Source organism: Halovulum marinum (assembly GCF_009697225.1).
GTDB classification, from domain to species: domain Bacteria; phylum Pseudomonadota; class Alphaproteobacteria; order Rhodobacterales; family Rhodobacteraceae; genus Halovulum; species Halovulum marinum.
Genome location: NZ_WIND01000003.1, coordinates 54759 through 74297, shown reverse-complemented (window position 1 = coordinate 74297; position 19539 = coordinate 54759). Strand labels below are relative to the sequence as shown.

The 19539-nt window shown below is 70.8% G+C and carries 19 protein-coding genes and 1 pseudogene; 15 read left to right on the top strand and 5 right to left on the bottom strand.

Annotated features, from left to right (window positions below; genetic code table 11):
- The 7 genes from GE300_RS06005 to GE300_RS05975 are packed head-to-tail and all read left to right on the top strand — an operon-like array spanning nt 1 to nt 7339.
- Nucleotides 1-1296, top strand: coding sequence for a cytosine deaminase (locus GE300_RS06005; protein WP_233416809.1), 1296 nt, complete (start codon nt 1-3; stop codon nt 1294-1296).
- Nucleotides 1269-2666 carry an FAD-binding oxidoreductase gene (locus GE300_RS06000; RefSeq protein WP_154445659.1) on the top strand — a complete coding sequence of 466 codons (1398 nt, stop codon included), beginning with the start codon at nt 1269-1271 and terminating at the stop codon, nt 2664-2666. The genes GE300_RS06005 and GE300_RS06000 overlap by 28 nt, the downstream gene beginning before the upstream one ends.
- On the top strand, nt 2663-3247 hold the full coding sequence (locus tag GE300_RS05995; protein ID WP_154445658.1) for an NAD(P)H-dependent oxidoreductase: 585 nt from the start codon (nt 2663-2665) through the stop codon (nt 3245-3247). The genes GE300_RS06000 and GE300_RS05995 overlap by 4 nt, the downstream gene beginning before the upstream one ends.
- A gap of 3 nt (nt 3248-3250) precedes the next feature.
- Nucleotides 3251-3892, top strand: coding sequence for an NAD(P)H-dependent oxidoreductase (locus tag GE300_RS05990; protein ID WP_154445657.1), 642 nt, complete (start codon nt 3251-3253; stop codon nt 3890-3892).
- A 24-nt stretch (nt 3893-3916) separates the two neighbouring features.
- On the top strand, nt 3917-4708 hold the full coding sequence (locus GE300_RS05985; RefSeq protein WP_154445656.1) for a creatininase family protein: 792 nt from the start codon (nt 3917-3919) through the stop codon (nt 4706-4708).
- 37 nt (nt 4709-4745) lie between these two features.
- Nucleotides 4746-5756: a ligase-associated DNA damage response exonuclease gene (locus GE300_RS05980; RefSeq protein ID WP_154445655.1), complete on the top strand. Its 1011-nt coding sequence runs from the start codon at nt 4746-4748 to the stop codon at nt 5754-5756.
- Entirely contained in the window at nt 5753-7339 is a 1587-nt protein-coding gene (locus GE300_RS05975) for a cisplatin damage response ATP-dependent DNA ligase (protein ID WP_154445654.1), read from the top strand. Before GE300_RS05980 ends, GE300_RS05975 begins: the two co-directional genes overlap by 4 nt.
- A 3-nt stretch (nt 7340-7342) precedes the next feature.
- On the opposite strand, the gene GE300_RS05970 is transcribed toward GE300_RS05975, so the two are convergent.
- From GE300_RS05970 to kynU, 4 genes are all read right to left on the bottom strand, one after another.
- Nucleotides 7343-8704 (bottom strand): alpha,alpha-trehalose-phosphate synthase (UDP-forming), encoded by a 1362-nt coding sequence (locus GE300_RS05970; RefSeq protein WP_154445653.1) that lies wholly within the window; start codon nt 8702-8704, stop codon nt 7343-7345.
- A 16-nt stretch (nt 8705-8720) separates the two neighbouring features.
- Entirely contained in the window at nt 8721-9440 is a 720-nt protein-coding gene (otsB, locus tag GE300_RS05965; RefSeq protein WP_154445652.1) for a trehalose-phosphatase, read from the bottom strand.
- A gap of 2 nt (nt 9441-9442) precedes the next feature.
- Nucleotides 9443-9679 carry an Lrp/AsnC ligand binding domain-containing protein gene (locus tag GE300_RS05960; RefSeq protein ID WP_154445651.1) on the bottom strand — a complete coding sequence of 79 codons (237 nt, stop codon included), beginning with the start codon at nt 9677-9679 and terminating at the stop codon, nt 9443-9445.
- A 106-nt stretch (nt 9680-9785) separates the two neighbouring features.
- Nucleotides 9786-10979: a kynureninase gene (gene kynU, locus GE300_RS05955; RefSeq protein ID WP_154445650.1), complete on the bottom strand. Its 1194-nt coding sequence runs from the start codon at nt 10977-10979 to the stop codon at nt 9786-9788.
- Between the two features lie 95 nt (nt 10980-11074).
- Between kynU and GE300_RS05950 the strand changes: the two genes are divergently transcribed.
- On the top strand, nt 11075-11380 hold the full coding sequence (locus GE300_RS05950; RefSeq protein ID WP_154445649.1) for a hypothetical protein: 306 nt from the start codon (nt 11075-11077) through the stop codon (nt 11378-11380).
- On the opposite strand, the gene GE300_RS05945 is transcribed toward GE300_RS05950, so the two are convergent.
- Nucleotides 11377-11895 carry a hypothetical protein gene (locus GE300_RS05945; RefSeq protein ID WP_154445648.1) on the bottom strand — a complete coding sequence of 173 codons (519 nt, stop codon included), beginning with the start codon at nt 11893-11895 and terminating at the stop codon, nt 11377-11379. The genes GE300_RS05950 and GE300_RS05945 overlap by 4 nt on opposite strands.
- Before the next feature lie 353 nt (nt 11896-12248).
- Here GE300_RS05945 and GE300_RS05940 point away from each other — a divergent pair.
- From GE300_RS05940 to GE300_RS05910, 7 genes and pseudogenes are all read left to right on the top strand, one after another.
- A pseudogene (locus GE300_RS05940) lies at nt 12249-13280 on the top strand (TRAP transporter substrate-binding protein).
- A gap of 73 nt (nt 13281-13353) precedes the next feature.
- Entirely contained in the window at nt 13354-14127 is a 774-nt protein-coding gene (locus GE300_RS05935) for a TRAP transporter small permease subunit (protein WP_154445647.1), read from the top strand.
- 3 nt (nt 14128-14130) lie between these two features.
- Nucleotides 14131-15579: a TRAP transporter large permease gene (locus tag GE300_RS05930; RefSeq protein ID WP_154445646.1), complete on the top strand. Its 1449-nt coding sequence runs from the start codon at nt 14131-14133 to the stop codon at nt 15577-15579.
- Entirely contained in the window at nt 15569-16480 is a 912-nt protein-coding gene (locus GE300_RS05925) for a hypothetical protein (RefSeq protein WP_154445645.1), read from the top strand. Before GE300_RS05930 ends, GE300_RS05925 begins: the two co-directional genes overlap by 11 nt.
- Nucleotides 16481-16515: 35 nt before the next feature.
- On the top strand, nt 16516-17403 hold the full coding sequence (locus GE300_RS05920; protein ID WP_154445644.1) for a hypothetical protein: 888 nt from the start codon (nt 16516-16518) through the stop codon (nt 17401-17403).
- Nucleotides 17404-17501: 98 nt separating this feature from the next.
- Nucleotides 17502-18506 carry an ABC transporter ATP-binding protein gene (locus GE300_RS05915; protein WP_154445643.1) on the top strand — a complete coding sequence of 335 codons (1005 nt, stop codon included), beginning with the start codon at nt 17502-17504 and terminating at the stop codon, nt 18504-18506.
- Nucleotides 18499-19503: an ABC transporter ATP-binding protein gene (locus GE300_RS05910; RefSeq protein WP_154445642.1), complete on the top strand. Its 1005-nt coding sequence runs from the start codon at nt 18499-18501 to the stop codon at nt 19501-19503. Before GE300_RS05915 ends, GE300_RS05910 begins: the two co-directional genes overlap by 8 nt.
- The last annotated feature ends 36 nt before the right edge of the window (nt 19504-19539 follow it).

Genomic DNA, 19539 nt, shown 5'->3' with positions numbered 1-19539 from the left:
TTGGATTTCGTCGCATTGCCCGGAACCGGACGCTACCGGCTGGAGAACCTGGTCGCCCCGGCCTGCCTGATGGGCCAGCCGGGGGCCGGCTTCGTTCCCGCGCCGGTGACGGTCGCGGACGGGCGGATCGTCGACGGCCCCGCCGAGACCGTGCTGGACATGGGCGGGCGCATCCGCCTGCCGCTGGGCGTGGACATGCACACGCATCTGGACAAAGGCCACATCTGGCCGCGTGCCGCCAACCTGGACGGCAGCTTCGACGGGGCGCTGGCGACCGTGGGGGCGGACCGCGCCGCGAACTGGTCGGCCGAGGACGTGCGCGCCCGGATGGAGTTCAGCCTGCGCTGCGCCTGGGCACACGGCACGCGCGCGATCCGCACGCATCTGGACAGCCTGGCGCCGCAGGACGCGATCTCGTGGCCGGTGTTCGACGAGGTGCGCGCCGACTGGGCCGGGCGGATCGCGCTGCAGGCCGCCTGCCTGGTGCCGGTCGACATGGTCGAGGACGGCGGCGAGTTCCGGGTTCTGGCCGACCGGGTGCAGACATGCGGCGGCGTTCTGGGCTGCGTCGCCTTCCCGGTGCCGGACCTGGACCACCGGCTCGACGCCTTCTTCCGCATGGCGATGGCGCGGGGGCTGAAGGCCGATTTCCACGTCGACGAGACGCTGGATCCGGACAGCACCGCGCTCGACGCGATTGCACGATCAGTCCTGCGCACCGGCTTCGGGCCGGGCGTGGTCGTCGGGCACTGCTGCTCGCTGTCGACGCAGGACGCGGGCGTGGCCGAGCGCACGCTCGACCGCGTGGCCGAGGCCGGGATCGCCGTGGTCAGCCTGCCGATGTGCAACCTCTACCTGCAGGACCGGCAGCGGGGCCGGACGCCGCGCTATCGCGGCATCACCCTGGTGCACGAGATGCGGGCGCGGGGCATCCCCGTGGCCTTCGCCAGCGACAACACCCGCGATCCGTTCTACGCCTACGGCGACATGGACCTGCTGGAAGTGCTGCGCGAGGCGACGCGGATCGGGCACCTTGACCATTCGCGCGGCGACTGGGCGGCGACGGTCAGCGCCGCGCCCGCCGACATCTGCGGCTTCGCCCCGGTCGAGATGACCGCCGGGCCCGCCGACTTCGTGCTGCTCAACGCAAGATCCTGGACCGAAGCCTTCGCCCGCCCCCAGGCCGACCGGGTGGTGGTGCGCCGGGGCCGGGCCATCGACCGTACGCTGCCGCAATATTCCGAGCTTGACGCATTGATGGAGACGACATGCCAGCCGACATCGCAGGCGCGATAGCCGCCCTTTCGCATCTGGAGATCGACCGGAAGCCGGCCTCGGTGAAGGCGAAAAGCCGGGACTTCTTCTGGTACTCGCCGGTGCTCAAGGCGCGGATGGACCATCTGCAGGCGGATTTCGTCGTCTCGCCCCGGTCCGAGGCCGAGGTGATCGAGGTGCTGAAGGTCTGCTATGCCCACGACGTGCCGGTGACGACGCGCGGCGCGGGCACCGGCAACTACGGCCAGGCGATGCCGCTGGCCGGCGGCTGCGTGCTGCACATGCGCCACATGGCGGCGGTGAAGGAAGTGCATCCGGGCCGGGTGATCGTCGAGCCGGGCTGCCTGCTGAAGGATCTCGACGCGCATTGCAAGGCGCATTCGGGGCAGGAGATCCGCATGTTCTCGTCGACCTGGGCGACGGCGACCATCGGCGGCTTCATCGCCGGCGGCTCGGGCGGCGTCGGCTCGTGCCGCTGGGGCGCGCTGCGCGATCTGGGCAACATCATCCGCCTGCGCGTGGTGACGATGGAGGAACAGCCCCGCGTGCTGGAATTCCGCGGCGAGGAACTGCCCCGCGTCAGCCACGCCTACGGCACCAACGGCATCATCACCGAGATCGAGATGCCGCTGGCCCCGGCCTATGACTGGGTCGAGATGTTCGTCGCCTTCAAGGATTTCATGGCCGCCGTCGAATACGCCCGCGATCTGACCGACGAGGCCGGCATCCTGATCAAGCTGGCGACGCCGATCCAGGCGCCGATCGCGCACGACTATTTCCAGCGCGTGAAGCCCTATGTCGCGCCGGGCGACAACCTTGTCGCGCTGATGGTCGCGCCGCATTCGATGGACGGCTTCCTGACCTTTCACGCCCGGCGCGATGGCAGGATCATCTATCGCTCGGACGACAACGACTGGGCGAAGAACCCCGGCCCGGTGTTCGAATACGGCTGGAACCACACCACGCTGCGGGCGCTGAAGGTGGACCCGGCGATCACCTATCTGCAGGTGCGCTTCGCCGGCGACGACATGCTGGAGAAGATCCGCAAGGTGTCCGCGATCTTCGGCGACGAGGTGCTGCAGCACCTCGAGGCGATGAAGGAGGGCGGGCGCACCATGTTCGCCAGCCTGCCGCTGATCCGGTTCACCACCGAGGCGCGGCTGGACGAGATCGTGCACATCCACGAGGATCTCGGCTGCATGGTGTTCAACCCGCACCGCTACACGCTGGAGGAGGGCGGCCGGCAGACCGTCGACGACCGCCAGCTGGCGTTCAAGCGGCAGGCCGATCCGAAGGGGCTGCTGAACCCCGGCAAGATGATCGCCTGGGACGATCCCGACTGGGGCTACGACCGGATGTACGCCTATCCCGGCATGACGGCGGCGGAATGAACCGCGCGCTGGTGCTGTTCGCGCACCCGCTGGCCGAAAGCTTCTCGGCCGCGGTGCATCGGACCGCGGTCGAGACGCTGCAGCGGAACGGGTGGCAGGTCGACGACTGCGACCTCTATGGCGAGGGCTTCGATCCGGTGCTGTCCCCCGACGAGCGGCGGCACTATCACGACGAGGCGGTCAACACCGTGCCCGTCGCCGGCCATGTCGAACGGCTGCGGGCGGCCGAGGCGCTGGTGCTTGTGTTCCCGGTCTGGAACTTCGGCTACCCGGCGATCCTGAAGGGCTATCTGGACCGGGTGTTCCTGCCCGGCGTGTCGTTCGGGATGACCGACGGCAGGGTCGGCGGCTGCCTGCACAACATCCGCAGGCTGGCGGCGGTAACGCACTACGGCACCACGCGGCTGCGCGCCGCGGTGCTGGGCGATCCGCCGCGGCGCAGCGTGACGCGGCACCTGCGGGCGGTCGTTCACCCCCGCGCGAAAACGCGCTACCTTGCCTTGTACGACATGAATCGGGCCGACGACGTGCGCCGGCGCGCCTTTCTCGGCCGGGTCACCCGACAGATGGAGAGCTTCTGAGCCATGCGCGCACTGGTCGTCTACTGCCACCCCAGCCCGCAGAGTTTCACCGCCGCCGTGCGCGACCTGGTGGTCGGGCGGCTGGCCGGGGCGGGGGCCGAGGTGCAGGTGATCGACCTCTACGCCGAGCGGTTCGAGCCGGTGCTCAGCCGGCGCGAGTGGGAGGCGTATCTCGACGGCCCCGAGACCGGCAGCCCGCTGGCCGGGCACATCTCGGCGCTGCGTTCGGCCGACACGCTGATCTTCGTCTACCCGACCTGGTGGTACGGCCAGCCGGCGCTGCTGAAGGGCTGGCTGGATCGGGTGCTGCTGCCCGACGTGGCGTTCCGGCTGCCCGAGACCGGCGACATCATCCCGACGCTGACCCACATCAACCGGCTGGCGGTGTTCACCACCTGCGGCGCCAGCTGGTGGCTGACGCGGTTCATCGGCGCGCCCGGGCGGCGCACCATCCTGCGCGGCATCCGGCTGCTGTGCGCGCGGCGCTGCCGCACCGCCTACGCCGCGCACTACCGGATGGACGCGTCCACCCCCGAGACCCGCGCCGCGCACCTCGAGCGGGTCGGGCGCGCGCTGGACGGGCTGATAGGCGGCGACCGCTCCGCCAGCCCCGGCGAGCCGTCCGCCGCCGGCGCCAGCAGCTGAACACCCCAAGCCAGGAGAGCCGAGATGCGTCGCCACTGGGCGGAATACCGCACGACCGAATACGCCGACATCGATCCGGGCCGGACCATCGCCATCCTGCCCACCGCGGCGGTCGAGCAGCACGGCCCGCACCTGCCGGTGGGGGTCGACGCGATGATCGCGCAGGGCATGCTGGACCGGCTGGTGGCGGACGCGCCCGGGGACCTGGATTTCCGCATCCTGCCGGTGCAGGCGGTGGGCAAGTCGAACGAGCACCTGCACGCGCCCGGCACCCTGACCCTGGCCGCCGACGTGGCGATGGAGGCCTGGATCGACATCGGCCTGTCTGTGGCGCGGGCGGGGGTGCGCAAGCTGGTGATCGTGAACTCGCACGGCGGCAACACCGACATGATCGGCGTGATCGCGCGCGAGTTGCGGGTACGCGCCGGCATGCTGGCGGTGAAGTGCCACTGGGGCGCGTTCGGCCACCCCGAGGGCATGTACCCGCCCGACGAGCTGGCCTACGGCATCCACGGCGGCGACATGGAGACCAGCCTGATGCTGCATTTCCGCCCCGAGCTGGTGGACATGGCGCAGGCGCGCGATTTCCGCTCGAGCGCGCAGGACATGGACGGCTTCGCCCGGCTGCGGCCCACCGGGCCGGCGGCCTACGGCTGGATCGCCTCGGACCTGAACGCGGCGGGAACGGTGGGCGACGCCTCGGCCGCCACCGCCGCCAAGGGCGCGGCGACCTGCGCGCACCAGGTGGCCGGCTTCGTCGAGCTGCTGCGCGACGTGGAGCGGTTCGATCTCGGCACCCTGGGCAACGCGCCCTGAGGCGGGACAGCCGCGCCGGTGCGCCTATATTGGGGGAATGACGCCCGACGATCTGCTGCACCCGCGGCCCGAGGGGCTGTATTGCCCGCCGGGCGACTTCTACATCGATCCGGTGCGCCCGGTGGCGCGCGCGCTGATCACCCACGGTCACGCCGACCACGCGCGCTCGGGGCACGGCGCGGTGATGGCGACGCGGCGCACCCTCGACATCATGGCGCTGCGCTACGGTGCCGGGTTCGCCGACGCGACGCAGCAGGGCAGCCGCGCGCCGGTCGACGTCAACGGCGTTTCCGTGTCGTTCCACGCCGCCGGGCATGTGCTGGGCTCGGCGCAGATCCGGGTCGAATGGAAGGGGCTGTCGGTGGTCGCGGCGGGCGACTACAAGCGCGGCGCCGACCCGGCATCCGAGCCGTTCGAGCCGGTGCGCGGTGACGTGTTCATCACCGAGGCGACCTTCGGCCTGCCGGTGTTCCGCCATCCCGACCCGATGCAGGAAATGGCCAGGCTGCTGAAATCGCTGCATCTGTTCCCCGAGCGCGCGCACATGGTCGGGGTTTATGCGCTGGGCAAGGCGCAGCGCGTGATCCGGCTGATCCGCGCGGCGGGCTATACCGACACGCTTTACATCCACGGCGCGCTGAAGACACTCTGCGACTATTACCAGGCCGAGGGCGTCGCGCTTGGCCCGCTGGAGCCGGCGACGGACGCGGGCGGCGACAAGGCGCGGTTCGCCGGCAGGATCGTGCTGGCGCCGCCCTCGGCCTTCGCCGCGAAATGGGCGCAGCGCTTCCCCGAGCCGCTGATCGCCTTTGCCAGCGGCTGGATGCAGGTGCGGGTACGGGCACGCCAGCGCGGCGTCGAGCTGCCGCTGGTGATCTCGGACCATTGCGACTGGCCCGAGCTGACCCGGACCATCGAGGAACTGGACCCGCAGGAGGTCTGGGTCACCCACGGCCGCGAGGAGGCGCTGGTGCGCTGGTGCGCGCTGAACCGGCGCCGGGCGCGGCCGCTGCACCTGGTCGGCTACGAGGACGAGGCGGTGGAATGAGGCGGTTCGCCGAACTGCTGGAACGGCTGGCCTTCACCCCGCAGCGGCTGGGCAAGCTGCGCCTGCTGCGCGATTATTTCGCCGCGGTGCCGGACCCGGACCGGGGCGTGGCGCTGGCGGCGCTGACCGGCGATCTGGACATCCGCGGCGCCAAGCCCGCGATGCTGCGCGCGCTGGTCGCCGAGCGGGTCGACGAGGAGCTGTTCGCGCTCAGCTATGACTACGTCGGCGATCTGGCCGAGACCATCGTCCTGATCTGGGAGCCGCAGGGCGCGCTGGCCGATCCGGGCCTGTCGGCGACTGTCGGGCGGCTGAACGCCGCCGGGCGCACCGGCGCGCCGGCGGTGGTGCGCGACCTGCTGGACGCGCTCGACACGCCGCAGCGCTACGCGCTGCTGAAGCTGGCGACGGGCGGGCTGCGCGTCGGCGTCAGTGCGCGGCTGGCCAAGCAGGCGCTGGCCGATTTCGGCGGGGTCGAGGTGACCGGGATCGAGGAGCTGTGGCACGGGCTGGCGCCGCCCTACACCGAGCTGTTCGCCTGGCTGGAGGGGCGGGCCGAGAAGCCGGTGCAGGCGGCGCTGGCGCCGTTCCGCCCGGTGATGCTGGCCACCCCGCTGGACGAGGCCGAGCTTGCGGCGCTGGACCCGGCCGCGTTCGCCGCCGAGTGGAAATGGGACGGCATCCGCGTGCAGGCCACCGGCGAGGGCGGCGAGCGGCGGCTGTATTCGCGCACCGGCGACGACATCTCGGGCGCGTTTCCGGATGTGCTGGCGCAGCTGGATTTCGACGGCACGCTGGACGGCGAGCTGCTGGTGCGCGGCGCCGACGGCGGCACCGCGGCGTTCGGCGACCTGCAGCAGCGGCTGAACCGCAAGACCGTCGGCAAGGCGCTTATGGGCAGGCACCCGGCGTTCGTCCGCGCCTACGACCTGCTGCAGGCGGGCGCGAAGGACCTGCGCCCCTTGCCCTTCGCCGAGCGTCGGGCGCGGCTGGAAGAGTTCCTGACGGGTCTCGACCCCGAGCGGTTCGACCTGTCGCCGCTGCTCGCGTTCGACGACTGGGATGCGCTGGCGAAGCTGCGCGCCGAGCCGCCGCACCCGGTGATCGAGGGGTTGATGCTGAAGCGGCTGGACAGCGCCTATGTTCCCGGCCGCCCGAAAGGGCCGTGGTTCAAGTGGAAGCGCGACCCGTTCCTGATCGACGCGGTGCTGATGTACGCCCAGCGCGGCCACGGCAAGCGGTCGAGCTTCTATTCCGACTACACCTTCGGCGTCTGGACCGAGGACGAGACGCTGGTGCCCGTCGGCAAGGCCTATTTCGGCTTCACCGACGAGGAGCTGAAGCGGATCGACAGGTTCGTGCGCGACAACACCGTCGAACGCTTCGGCCCGGTGCGCTCGGTGCGCGCCGAGCCGGCGTTCGGGCTGGTGCTGGAGGTGGCGTTCGAGGGGCTGAACCGTTCCGGCCGGCACAAGTCGGGGGTGGCGATGCGCTTCCCGCGCGTGCACCGGCTGCGCTGGGACAAGCCGCCGGCCGAGGCCGACCGGCTGCTGACGCTGCAGGCGATGCTGCCGCCGGAATAGCGTTCAGGCCGGGATCGGCTGCCGCTCCAGCGCCGACAGGAACCGCTTCGACCACCAGCGCACGTCCTGGGTCTGCACCACGTGCATCAGCCGCTCCCAGCGGCGGCGGCGTTCGGTGCGCGGCATGTGCAGCGCCTCGGCCATCGCCAGCGCCAGCTCGCACGGGTCGTGCGGGTTGATGATCAGCGCCTCGCCCATCATTTCGGCGGCGCCGGCGAAGCGCGACAGGATCAGCACGCCCGGATCTTCGGGGTCCTGCGCCGCGACGTATTCCTTCGCCACCAGGTTCATGCCGTCGGCCAGCGGCGTCACCAGCCCGATCGCCGCCTGCCGGTACAGCCCCGCCAGCGTGTCGCGCGGCAGCGGCCGGTGGATGTAGCGGATCGGCGTCCAGTTGATCGTCGCGAACTGGCCGTTGATCCGGCCGGCCAGATGCTCGGTCTCCTCGCGGATCACCTGGTAGGCGGAAATCGCCTCGCGGGTGGGCGGGGCGATCTGCAGGAACGCGATCTTCTCGTGCAGGTCCTCGTGCTGCTCCAGCAGTTCCTGAAAGGCGCGGAAGCGCTGCGGGATGCCCTTGGAATAGTCCAGCCGGTCGACGCCGATCATCAGCTCGGCCCCGGTCAGCGAGCGCAGCCGGTCCTCGCGCGGGGCGTCGCGGGCGGCGGCGGCGAATTCCTCGGCGTCGATGCCGATCGGGCAGCTGGCGATGCGCATGTGGCGGCCGTTGACCTTCAGCCGGCCCTTGCCGAAATCCTCCAGATTGCCCAGCTGCCAGGCGCAGTCCAGGAAGCTCAGCACGTCGCGGTCGGCCTGCAGGCCGACCAGGTCGTAGCGCGACAGCCAGTCGATCACCTCGGCGCCGTTCGACAGTGCCGAAAGGTTGTGCACGTCGGGGAACGGGATGTGCAGGAACAGCCCGATCGGCGCCTCGACCCCCAGCCGGCGCAGTTCCTGCGCCAGCGGCAGCAGGTGGAAGTCGTGCACCCAGATCCGGTCGTCGCGGCGCAGCCGCGGCGCCAGCTGGCGCGCGATGCGCGCGTTCACCGCGCGATAGGTCTCAAGATGTTCGGGGCGGATGTCGCACAGATCGGCGCGGCCGTGGAAGATCGGCCACAGCTCGGAGTTGGCGTAGCCGCGGTAGTAGCCGTCGAATTCTTCCTGCGTCAGATCGAACGCGGCGCGCTCGAACGGTGCGCCGGGCAGGTCGATCAGGCTGTCGGAAGGCGTCTCGGTCACCTCGCCGCGGTAGCCGACCCAGAGCCCGCCGGTTTCGGTCAGCGCCGATTTCAGCGCGACGACGAGGCCGCCGGCGGGGTTCGGCCCCAGGGGCAGGCGGTTGGAAACGCAGACCAGTCTCGACATGGCTGTTGCCCTCACATCAGGCAGCGTTCTCCAGCCAGCGGAGAAGCGCCGCCGGGTCCGGCAGCCGATGCATGGCCACGCTGGACCCCTGTCCAATCTTGATGCCGACCCCGCCCAGATCCTGGACCACGTTCATCGCGGCTTCGTCGGTGGCGTCGTCTCCTACATATATAGGAATTCGATCTGTAAAAGGATCGAGCCCCAGCAAACTGCGGACGGCGCGCCCCTTGTCGGCGAATCCCGGCCGAAGCTCCCAGGCCATCTTTGCCTGCTGGACAGCGAAATCGGGGTGGCGCTCCGCCAGTTCGCCCATGAAACGCGCGACTTGCGGCCCCAGTTCCGGCGCCTGGCGGAAATGCAGCACGACGCCGTGAGCCTTGGGCTCCAGCAGCAGCGCGGGGTGCTTGGCGGCGAAGTCTCGCACCGCCTCGCGAATCGCCTCCAGTCCTTCCAGCGCGGCCGGCGGCGCGGCGGTCCGGCCCGGCTCGGCGCGCTCGGCGCCGTGGCTGCCGATGATGGTGCCGGGGAACTCCGGCAGGTAGCGGCGGATGTCCGCGACCTCGCGTCCCGAAACCAGCGCCAGCGCCCCCGACAGCCGCCGGTGCAGCGCCGCCAGCAGCGCCGGCAGCGCCGCGGGCACGGTGATCGCGTCGGGCCGCGGGGCGATCTCGACCAGGGTACCGTCGAAATCCAGCAGCAGCGCGGTCCGCTCCGGGTGCAGCTCGGGCAGGGACATGTTCAGAACGCCTTGAAGGTCAGCGTGGTCAGCGACCGGTCGATGTGCGGGATCGTCAGCACCTGGTCGTTGATGTACTTGCCGATGTCGACGCCGTCCTCGATGTAGAGCTTCATCAGCAGGTCGTACTCGCCCGAGGTGGAGTAGAGCTCGGACGCGATCTCCTTGTCGTAGAGCGCATCGGCGACGTCGTAGGTGCGGCCGGGCGTGCAGCGCAGCTGGACGAATACGCAGTGCATGGGAACTCCTTGCGGTCAGGTTTCGCCGCGAAGGTAGCCCGCGCCCGCCGCGGTTCCAAGCCTGCGGACGCCGCCGCCCGCCGCCGGAAAGCGGGCGGGTCCGCGGTCAGGTCACCGCCGCGCGGGCGTGGTACTCGGGCCGGTCCCAGGCGCGGGTGTCGAGGATCTCGGCCAGGATCGCCACCGCCGCGCGCACGTCCTCCGCCGACAGGTAGAGCGGCGTCAGCCCGAAGCGCAGCAGGTCCGGGGCGCGGAAGTCGCCGATCACGCCGCGCGCGATCAGCGCCTGCATCACCGCGTAGCCCTGCGGGTGCGCGAACGACACCTGGCTGCCGCGCGCCTGCGCATCGCGGGGCGAGGCCAGCGTCAGCTCGGGGCAGCGCGCCGCGACCTCGGCGATCAGCAGATCGGCCAGCTCTTGGCTGGCGCGGCGCACCGCCTGCAGCGACACGCCCTCCCAGACGTCCAGCGCGGCGTCGAGCGCGGCCAGCGCGATCACCGGCGGCGTGCCGACCCGCATCCGGGCGCGGCCCGCGGCGGGGCGGTAGCCGGGCTCGAAGGCGAAGGGCGCGGCATGGCCCATCCAGCCCGACAGCGCCGGTCGGGCGCGGTCCGTCAGGCGCGGCGCGATATGAATGAAGGCCGGCGCGCCGGGGCCGCCGTTGAGGTACTTGTAGGTGCAGCCGACGGCGAAATCGGTGTCGCAGCCGGACAGGTCCACCGGCAGCGCGCCGGCCGAATGCGCCAGGTCCCAGACGGTGATCGCCCCCGCCGCCCGCGCCCGGTCGGTCAGCGCCTTCATGTCGTGCAGCCGCCCGGTGCGGTAGTCGACCTGGGTCAGCATCAGCACCGCGACCTCGTCGGTGATCGCCGCCGCGACCGCCTCGGGGGCGACGACGCGCAGCTCGTGGCCCCGGCCCAGGCTGCGCAGCAGCCCCTCGGCCATGTACAGGTCGGACGGGAAGTTGCCGCTGTCCGACAGCACCACGCGCCGGTCCGGCACCAGGTCCAGCGCCGCGGCCAGCGCCTGGTAGACCTTGATCGACAGCGTGTCGCCCACCGTGACGCTGCCGGGCTGCGCGCCGATCAGCGGCGCGATGCGCTCGCCCAGGCGCTCGGGCAGGGTGAACCAGCCGGCGCCGTTCCAGCCGCGGATCAGCTGCGTGCCCCATTCCTCGGTCATCACCCGCGCCACATGCGCGGCGGCATGGCGCGGCAACGGCCCGAGAGAGTTGCCGTCGAGGTAGATCACCCCCTCGGGCAGGTCGAACAGGGCGCGGGTCCTGGCGAAATCGGTCATGCCGCCGATCTAGCGCCGTTCGGGCGCGGGGGGAAGGGGCGCTAACCGCCTGTTAACCCTGTGCGCGGCAGGCTGCGGCGAAAGCCGGAGGTGCCATGCCCAGAATGTCGATGCTCGCGCTGCTGCTGCTGGCGGCGGGCTGTTCCTCGCCCGCGCCGCGGTTCATGGGCGTCTCGCCCCAGGTGACACGGGTCGGGCCCTATGTCTTCGACGTCTACGCGCTGGACGGCGAGGCGCAGGTGATCCGCACCAACATGGTGGCGTTGCCGGACACCGCCGAGGTGATGGCCGCAGCCAGCGTCGCCGCCGAGCAGGCCACCGGCTGCCGGACCCGCAAGGGCGGCGTCAGCGGCGACGCGGCGCTGGTCGCGGTACGGCTGGCCTGCGGCGCCGGCGGCTAGCGCAGCACCGGCGTGCGGGCGGTCTCGTCGATCGCGCGCACCTCCAGGATCTGGTGGTCCCAGACCGTCACCCCGGTGGTCTCGGGCATGTTGCGGAAGCTGAACACCGCCTCGAAGTGGCGCGCCTGGCCCGGCGGCACGTCGACCCGGGCGATGCCGTCGTCCTGCGCGATGACCACGCAGTCGGGCAGCGCGCTGTCCGCGTCGGGGCAGTCGTGCACCGTGGTGCGCATGCGGAACTCGCGCAGGCGGAACCGTTCCGAGGTGTTGGCGGCCCGGCCCGAGACGCGGACGAAACGGGCGTCGCTGGCGACCTGCAGATCGTCCAGCTGCAGCTGCTCCAGCGTCATCCGCGGCGGCAGCCGCCCGCCGCGCAGCCACTGGTCCCAGACCACGTAGGCCAGCAGCGCCGACATCACGATCGCGAACAGGATGGCGACGGGGCGCAGCTGGCGGTCGGCGACGGCGACGATCAGCGCGCCCGCGAGGGCGACGAAGAAGATGGCGATGGGCATTGGCGTCCTTCGTCTGTCGATCCCCGTCCTAGATAGGCGGTCCGGGAGGTGATTTCACCCGATGAATTGCGGCCGCGTGTTCCGGAGGCGATTCGCGCGAACAGTTTTCGGTCGTCCTCGACGCTTCCTTTGCAATATTAGAATGTGGACGCCGGTTTTCGTATCCTTCCGCGGAACAAAGCTTCGCCGGCGGCGGGTTTGTCGAAACATTAGGCAAGCTGCCACCGCCGCGGCGATTTTTGCCCGCACGGCCCCGCTTTGGTCTTGGGCGATTCGCGCCGCTGTGGTTACGGTGCATCCGACACCAACGAGTTGTCGAACCAACAGGGAAGGGAATCCGCATGTACAAGAGGATGCTGACCGGCACGATCCTGGCCGGCGCCGTGGCGCTGCCGGTGCAGGCGCAGGAACTGTTCGAGATGACCTCGGGCTACTCGGCGAACCTGCCGATCCTGGGCACCGCGAGCGTCGCCTTCGTCGAATAGATCAACGGCATTTCGGAAAGCGTGGAGTTCGAGCACTTCAACCCGGGCGAACTGGTGCCGGCGCTGGAGATGCTGGACGCGGTCTCGAACGGCTCGGTCGATGCGGCTTATTCGACCTCCGGCTACTGGCAGGGCAAGATGCCGGCCGCGGGCCTGTTCGCCGCCGTGCCCTTCGGCCCCGAGCCGGGCGAGATGCTGGCGTGGATGCTGTACGACGACGGCATGACGCTGTTCTAGCGGCTCTACGACGACAACGGCTACAACGTGAAGGTGCTGCTGTGCGGCATGTACGCGCCGGAGACCTCGGGCTGGTTCAAGAAGGAAATCACCTCGCTCGAGGATCTGCAGGGCCTGAACATGCGTTTCTTCGGCCTCGGCGCCGAGGTGATGGAGAAGCTGGGCGTGTCGACCTCGCTGCTGGCGGGCGGCGACATCTTCCCGGCGCTGGAGCGCGGCGCGATCGACGCGTCCGAGTTCTCGATGCCGGTGGTGGACGCGAACCTGGGCTTCTACAACGTGGCGAAGTTCAACTACTTCCCCGGCTGGCACCAGCCGGCGACGATGTTCGAGCTGCTGATCAACAAGGACCGCTGGGAGAGCCTTGACGAGCGGGCGCAGACGCAGATCAACATCGCCTGCATGGCCAACCTTGCCGACAACTTCGCCGAGGGCGAGGCGAAGAACTTCCCGGCCATGGTCGAGAACGTCGAGAAGCACGGCGTCACCATCAAGCAGTGGGACCAGGAGTTCCTGGACGCCTTCGAGGCCGCCTGGCTCGAGGTCGCGGACGAGCTGGCCGCCGAGGACGAGTACTTCGCCGAGGTCTGGGCCGACCTGCAGGAGTTCCGCGAAGGCTACAAGACCTGGTTCAACAGCATCTACCTGCCGCGTCCGCGGTAAACCGCACCGGTGAACTTGCAGGCCCCGGCCGACACAGCGGCCGGGGCCCCCCTTTTTTCGGCGGACGGACTGCATGGAAAAACCCGAAGAGATGATCGTTATCTCGGATCCCGGCATGGTCGGCCGCGCCGAGCACAACACCGGCGACCGCGCCGTGGTGGTCGTCGCGAACCTGTTCGCCTGGATCTTCCCGGCGCTGATCATCGCCATCGTCGCCCAGGTCGTGCTGCGGCAGTCGGGGATGAACCAGGCCTGGCTGGACGATCTGCAGTGGTGGCTGTACGGCGCGTCGATGATGATCGGCATCGGCTATGCAGTCACCACCAACAGCCACGTCCGCGTCGACATCTTCTTCGCCAACTTCAGCCGCAAGCGGCAGACGCGGGTCGAGATCTTCGGCCTGGTCTGGCTGTTCCTGCCGTTCGTGATCCTGTCCTGGGACCTGACGCTGCACTACGCCATCGCCTCGATCCAGGCGCGCGAGGGTTCGGACAGCCCGAACGGGCTGCACATGCTGTACCTGCTGAAGACCTTCGCCAACCTCAGCTTCGTGTTCATCGGCATCGCGGTCTGGGCCGCCTATGTGCGCTTTCTGGGCAAGCTGACGCATCCGGCGCTGTGGAAGCAGCTGCTGTTCGCCTTCCCCTCGACGATGTTCCTGACCAACCTGGCGGTCTACTACGCGCTCTACTGGTGGGTGTTCCTGACCGGGCCCGAGGACCTGAACCCGCGCCAGATCCCCAACGAGCCGGTGTTCGCCTACACCGTCACCGCCGCCGCCGTGGCGACAGTTCTGCTGATCGCGCTGGCCTGGCTGCTGCGCCGCAAGACCCTTAAGGACGCCTGACCGATGCAGATCCTGGCATTCCTGGGTCAGTACCTGACCCTGAACGAGCTTGCCGTCGCGGCGATGTTCCTGACCTTCATCGTGATGCTGTTCCGCGGCGTGCCGGTGGCCTTCGCACTGGTCGGCGTGGCGCTGATCTTCTCGCTGGTGGCCGAGCTTCTGCTGGACCCGAACCGCCAGGCGTTCCGCGACATCATCGCCTTCGACCGCACCGGCATCGACTACCGGCGGCTGGGCACGCTGGGCGGGCGGCTGTTCGGCTCGATCATCAAGAACCCGGTGCTGGTGGCGCTGCCGATGTTCATCTTCATGGGGCTGATGCTGGACCAGTCCGGCGTCGCGCAGCGGATGATGCACTCGATGCAGCGCCTGTTCGGCGCGCTGCGCGGCGGGCTGGCGCTGACCGTGCTGCTGATCGGCATCATCCTGGCGGCCTCGACCGGGGTGATCGGCGCGTCGGTGACGCTGCTGGGGGTGATGGCGCTGCCGCAGATGCTGCAGCAGAACTACCAGACCTCGATCGCCACCGGCACCATCGCCAGCGCCGGCACGCTGGGCATCCTGATCCCGCCGTCGATCATGCTGGTGATCATGTCGGACCAGCTGGCGATCAGCCTGGGCGACCTGTTCATGGGCGCGCTGTTCCCCGGCCTGCTGCTGGGCGCGCTCTACATCGTCTTCATCGTCGTCTACGGCCTGCTGAACCCGCACGCCATGCCGCTGCCCGAGAAGCACGAGCATGTCGGCTGGCCGGTGGTGCGCGAGGTGCTGCTGTCGGTGGTGCCGCCGATGTTCCTGATCCTGCTGGTGCTGGGTTCGATCTTCATCGGGCTGGCGACGCCGACCGAGGCGTCGGGGCTGGGCGCGCTGGGCGCGACGGTCCTGGCGCTGCTGAACCGCCGGCTCGACTACACCGTCCTGAAGGAGGTGTCGCGCTCGACGCTGAACACCTGCGGCTACATCGTCGGCATCTTCCTGGCGGCGAACTTCTTCGCCTTCATCCTGCGCCGCTACGGCGGCGACGAAATCGTCGAGGCAATGGTCACCGCCGCCTTCACCGAGCCCTACATGATCGTGATGTTCATCCTGTTCATCATCTTCCTGCTGGGCTTCCTGCTGGACTGGATCGAGATCACGCTGATCGTCATGCCGCTGATGCTGCCGATCATCCTGAACCTGGGGCTGGAGATCGACGGCTACGGCGTGGTGCGCAACCCCTCGGTGGTGTGGTTCGCGATCCTGGTGGCGGTGACGCTGCAGACCTCGTTCCTGACGCCGCCGGTCGGGTTCGCGCTGTTCTACCTCAAGGGCGTGTGCCCGCCGCAGGTCAGCCTGGCGCACATCTACCGCGGCATCGTGCCGTTCGTGATCCTGCAGCTGATCGGCCTGGCGATCGTGTTCCGGATCCCGTCGCTGGTCACCTGGCTGCCCTCGGTCGCCTATGGCAACTGACGCGCCGCCGGCGGTGGCGGTGCATCTGGGGGCGCAGAAGACCGGCTCCACCTGGCTCTATCAGGTGATGGCGGCGAACGCCGCGGCGCACGGCGCCGCCGGCGTCCGCCTGCTGGACCGGGACCGGGTGCGGGCGCGGATCACCCGGCCGCTGCTGGACCGCAGGACGCACCGCGCCGGCCGCGCGCTGGCGGCGCTGCGCGCGCGGCGCTGGCTGGCGGCCGAGGCCCGCGGCGCCGGGCGGCTGGTGATCTCGGACGAGAACATGATCGGCGGCATCACCGAGGTGCTGCGCAACGGTGCGCTCTACCCTTCGGCCGGACGGCGGATGACGACGCTGGCGGCGCTGCTGGGCGACCGCCCGGTCGAGCTGTTCCTGGGCATCCGGGCGCAGGACCGGTTTTCCTCGTCGCTGATGGCCGAGGCGGTGCGGATCGGCGCGGCGAAACGGCAGACGCCGGACAGCGTCGCCGCGCGCTGGTGGGAATGCCGGCCGCGCTGGACCGCGCTGGTCGCGGCGCTGCTGCGCGCGGCCCCGCAGGCGTCGCTTACCGTCTGGGACTTCGACGCGCTGACCGGTGCGCCGGCGGGTGCGGTGAACCGGCTGGTGGGGCTGCCGCCCGGCACCAGGGTCGTGGTGCGCGCGAAGTTCCGCCGCGAGGGGCTGTCGGCGCGCGCCATCGACGAGATCCTGCGCGTGCGTGCCGCGCAGGGACCGCCCGCCGCCCGCGCCGCCGAGCCGGACATCCGCGCCCGCTATCCGCGCGGCGAGGCGTGGCCGGCGTTCAGCCTGTGGGACGCGGGGCGCGCGGCGGCGTTGCAGGCGGACTACGTCGCCGACCTCGAGGCGCTTGCCCGGATGCCGCGGGTGCGGCTGGTCAGCGCCCGCGAACTGGCGTAGGACCACGGAAAACGGGCCATTTTCGGGACAGCTCGATGAAGATCGCATTGCACCTTGGCGTGCACAAGACCGCCTCGACCTTCATGCAGGACGCCTTCGCGGCCGAACGCGGGATGCTGGCCGGGCGCGGCGTGGCGCATGTGCCGACCGAGGAATTCCGCAAGACCGTCACCCGGCGGCTGCGCCCCGCGGCCGCGGACGAGGCCGGCGCCGGAGCGCGGCAGGCGAAGGCCGCCGAGGCGCTGGCCGGGATGCTGGCCTCGGCCGGCGCGGCGCGGCTGCTGCTGTCCGACGAGAACCTGATCGGCACCCCGCGCGAGATGGTCGAGAGCCAGCGGCTCTATCCCACCGCCGCGGCGCGGCTGGCGGCGCTGGCGCCGCTGCTGGCCGGGCACGAGGTCGAGGTGTTCGTGGCGCTGCGCCATCACGGGCAGTTCGCGCGCTCGGTCTACGGCGAAAGCCTGCGCGGCAGCCTGCGCCGGTTCGTCGGACCGGAGGAGTTCCGCGCCGGCTGGCTGCAGGGCGGTCCGAGCTGGGTGCCGCTGCTCGAGGCGGTGCGCGCGGCGTTTCCGCAGGCGCGGCTTGCCGTCTGGAACTTCATGGAATTCAAGCAGGATCCGCAGCGGTTCCTGAACCTGGTCGCCGGGCTGGATCCGGCGGCGGGTTTCGACACCGCCGGCGCCAGCCACCGCCCCAGCCTGAGCCATGACGCCATCGAGGCGCTGATCGCGATCGGCGCGGCCGAGGGCGCCGAGGCGATGCGCGAAGCCCGCGAGGCGGTCGCCCGCGACCATCCGCGCACCGACGGCAACTGGCAGTACCGGATGTGGAGCGTCGAGCAGGAGCGCGCCTTCAACCGCGCCTTCCGCCGCGACCTGACCCGGATCGCGGAGCTGGACGAGCGGGTGCGCGTGGTCCGCTGACGCGGCGGAAGCCGCACCTGTAACGTTGCTTCTCCAATGGCTTGCTGCTTAGGTTCCGCAGGGTCCGAAGTTGTCGCGGACCAACCGGGGAGTGACAGATGCCGGACGGCGCCGCGCCGATCCTGGAAGTGCGCGATCTTGCAGCGGTATACCGCACGCGCGATGCCGTGGTGCACGCGGTCAACGGCGTGTCGTTCACCCTGGGCCGCGGCGAGGTGCTGGGCCTGGTCGGCGAAAGCGGCGCCGGCAAATCGGCGGCGATGCTGGCGCTGCTGGGCCTGCTGCCCGCCAGATCGGCCTCGGTGGTCGGCGGCCAGGTGCTGTTCGACGGCGACGACCTTTTGCGCGCCACGCCCGAGCGGCTGCGGCGGCTGCGCGGCAGCGAATTCGGCTACGTGTTCCAGGATCCGGCGACCTCGCTGAACCCGGTGCTGAGCATCGGCCACCAGCTGGCCGAGCCGTTGCGCGTGCATCGCGGCCTGTCGCGCCGCGCCGCGCGCGCCGGCGCCGCCGAGCTGCTGGCGCTGGTCGGCATTCCCGATCCGAAGCGGCGGCTTGAGCAGTATCCGCACCAGTTCTCGGGCGGGCAGCGCCAGCGGGTGATGATCGCCATGGCGCTGGCCTGCAAGCCGCGGGTGCTGATCGCCGACGAGCCGACCACCGCGCTGGACGTGACCGTGCAGGCGCAGATCCTCGAGCTGCTGCGCGATCTGCGCCGGCAGCTGGGCATGGCGGTGATCTGGATCACCCACGATCTGGGCGTGATCGCCGGCATCGCCGACCGGGTGATCGTGATGTACGCCGGACGCATCGTCGAGCAGGCGCCGGTGCGCGCGCTGTTCGCCGATCCCCGACATCCCTACACCCGCGCGCTGCTGGCGGCGCTGCCGCGGCCGGACGGCCCGCGGGAGGCGCGGCTGCGCGCGATCCCGGGCCAGCCGCCGCGGCTTGAGACGCTGACCGGCGACTGCCCGTTCCGGCCCCGCTGCGCGCGGGCGTTCGACCGCTGCGCCGGGCCGCGGCCGGAGTTGCGGCCGGTGGGCCCGGAGCATCGCGCCGCCTGCCACCTGGTGCCCGATCCGGCCGAGACCGCGCATGCCTGACGGCGCCCTCGGGGATGCGGGCGGGCCGCTGGTCCGCGCCACCGGCCTGGCGAAGCATTTCCGGCTGCGCGGCGGCCTGCTGCGCGGGCGCCGCGCCATCCTGCGCGCCGTGGACGGCGTCGACCTGGAGATCGCCGCCGGCGAGACGCTGGGCCTGGTCGGCGAAAGCGGCTGCGGCAAGACCACCGTGGGCCGCACGCTGCTGCGCCTGTACCGCCCGACCGCCGGGCGGATCGAGCTGGAGGGCCGCGACATCTCGGGGCTGAGCGCGGCGCAGCTGCGGCCGCTGCGGCCGCGGATGCAGATGATCTTCCAGGACCCGATGGCCAGCCTGAACCCGCGGCTGACGGTCGAGGAGATCATCGCCGAGCCGCTGCGCGAGCACCGCCCGATGCGCCCGGCCGAGCGCCGCGAGCGGGTCGCCGGTCTGATGCGCGACGTCGGGCTGGACCCGGACCAGGCGCGGCGCCATCCGCACGCGTTCTCGGGCGGGCAGCGCCAGCGCATCGGCATCGCCCGCGCATTGGCGCTGGAGCCGCGCTTCGTGGTCTGCGACGAGCCGGTGGCGGCGCTGGACGTGTCGATCCAGGCGCAGGTGGTGAACCTGCTGGAGGATCTGCAGGCGCGGCTGGGACTGACCTATCTGTTCATCAGCCACGACCTGTCGGTGGTCCGGCACATGGCCGACCGGGTGGCGGTGATGTATCTCGGCCGGATCGTCGAGTCCGGCCCGCGCGCGGCGATCTTCGACAGCCCGCGGCATCCGTACACCCAGGCGCTGCTGTCCGCGATCCCGCGCCCCGACCCGGTCGCCGAGGCCGCCCGCCGCCGGATCCTGCTGCGCGGCGAGGTGCCCAGCGCCGAGCGGCCGCCGTCGGGCTGCCGGTTCCGCAGCCGGTGCCCGCTGGCGGCGGAGATCTGCGCCGCCCGCGAGCCGCCGGAGATCAGCGTCGGGCCGGGGCATCGTGCGGCTTGCCATATGCTGCACAGCCCGTAGCATGAGCCGCGTTCGGTCCGCCGCGAGTATCGGCCT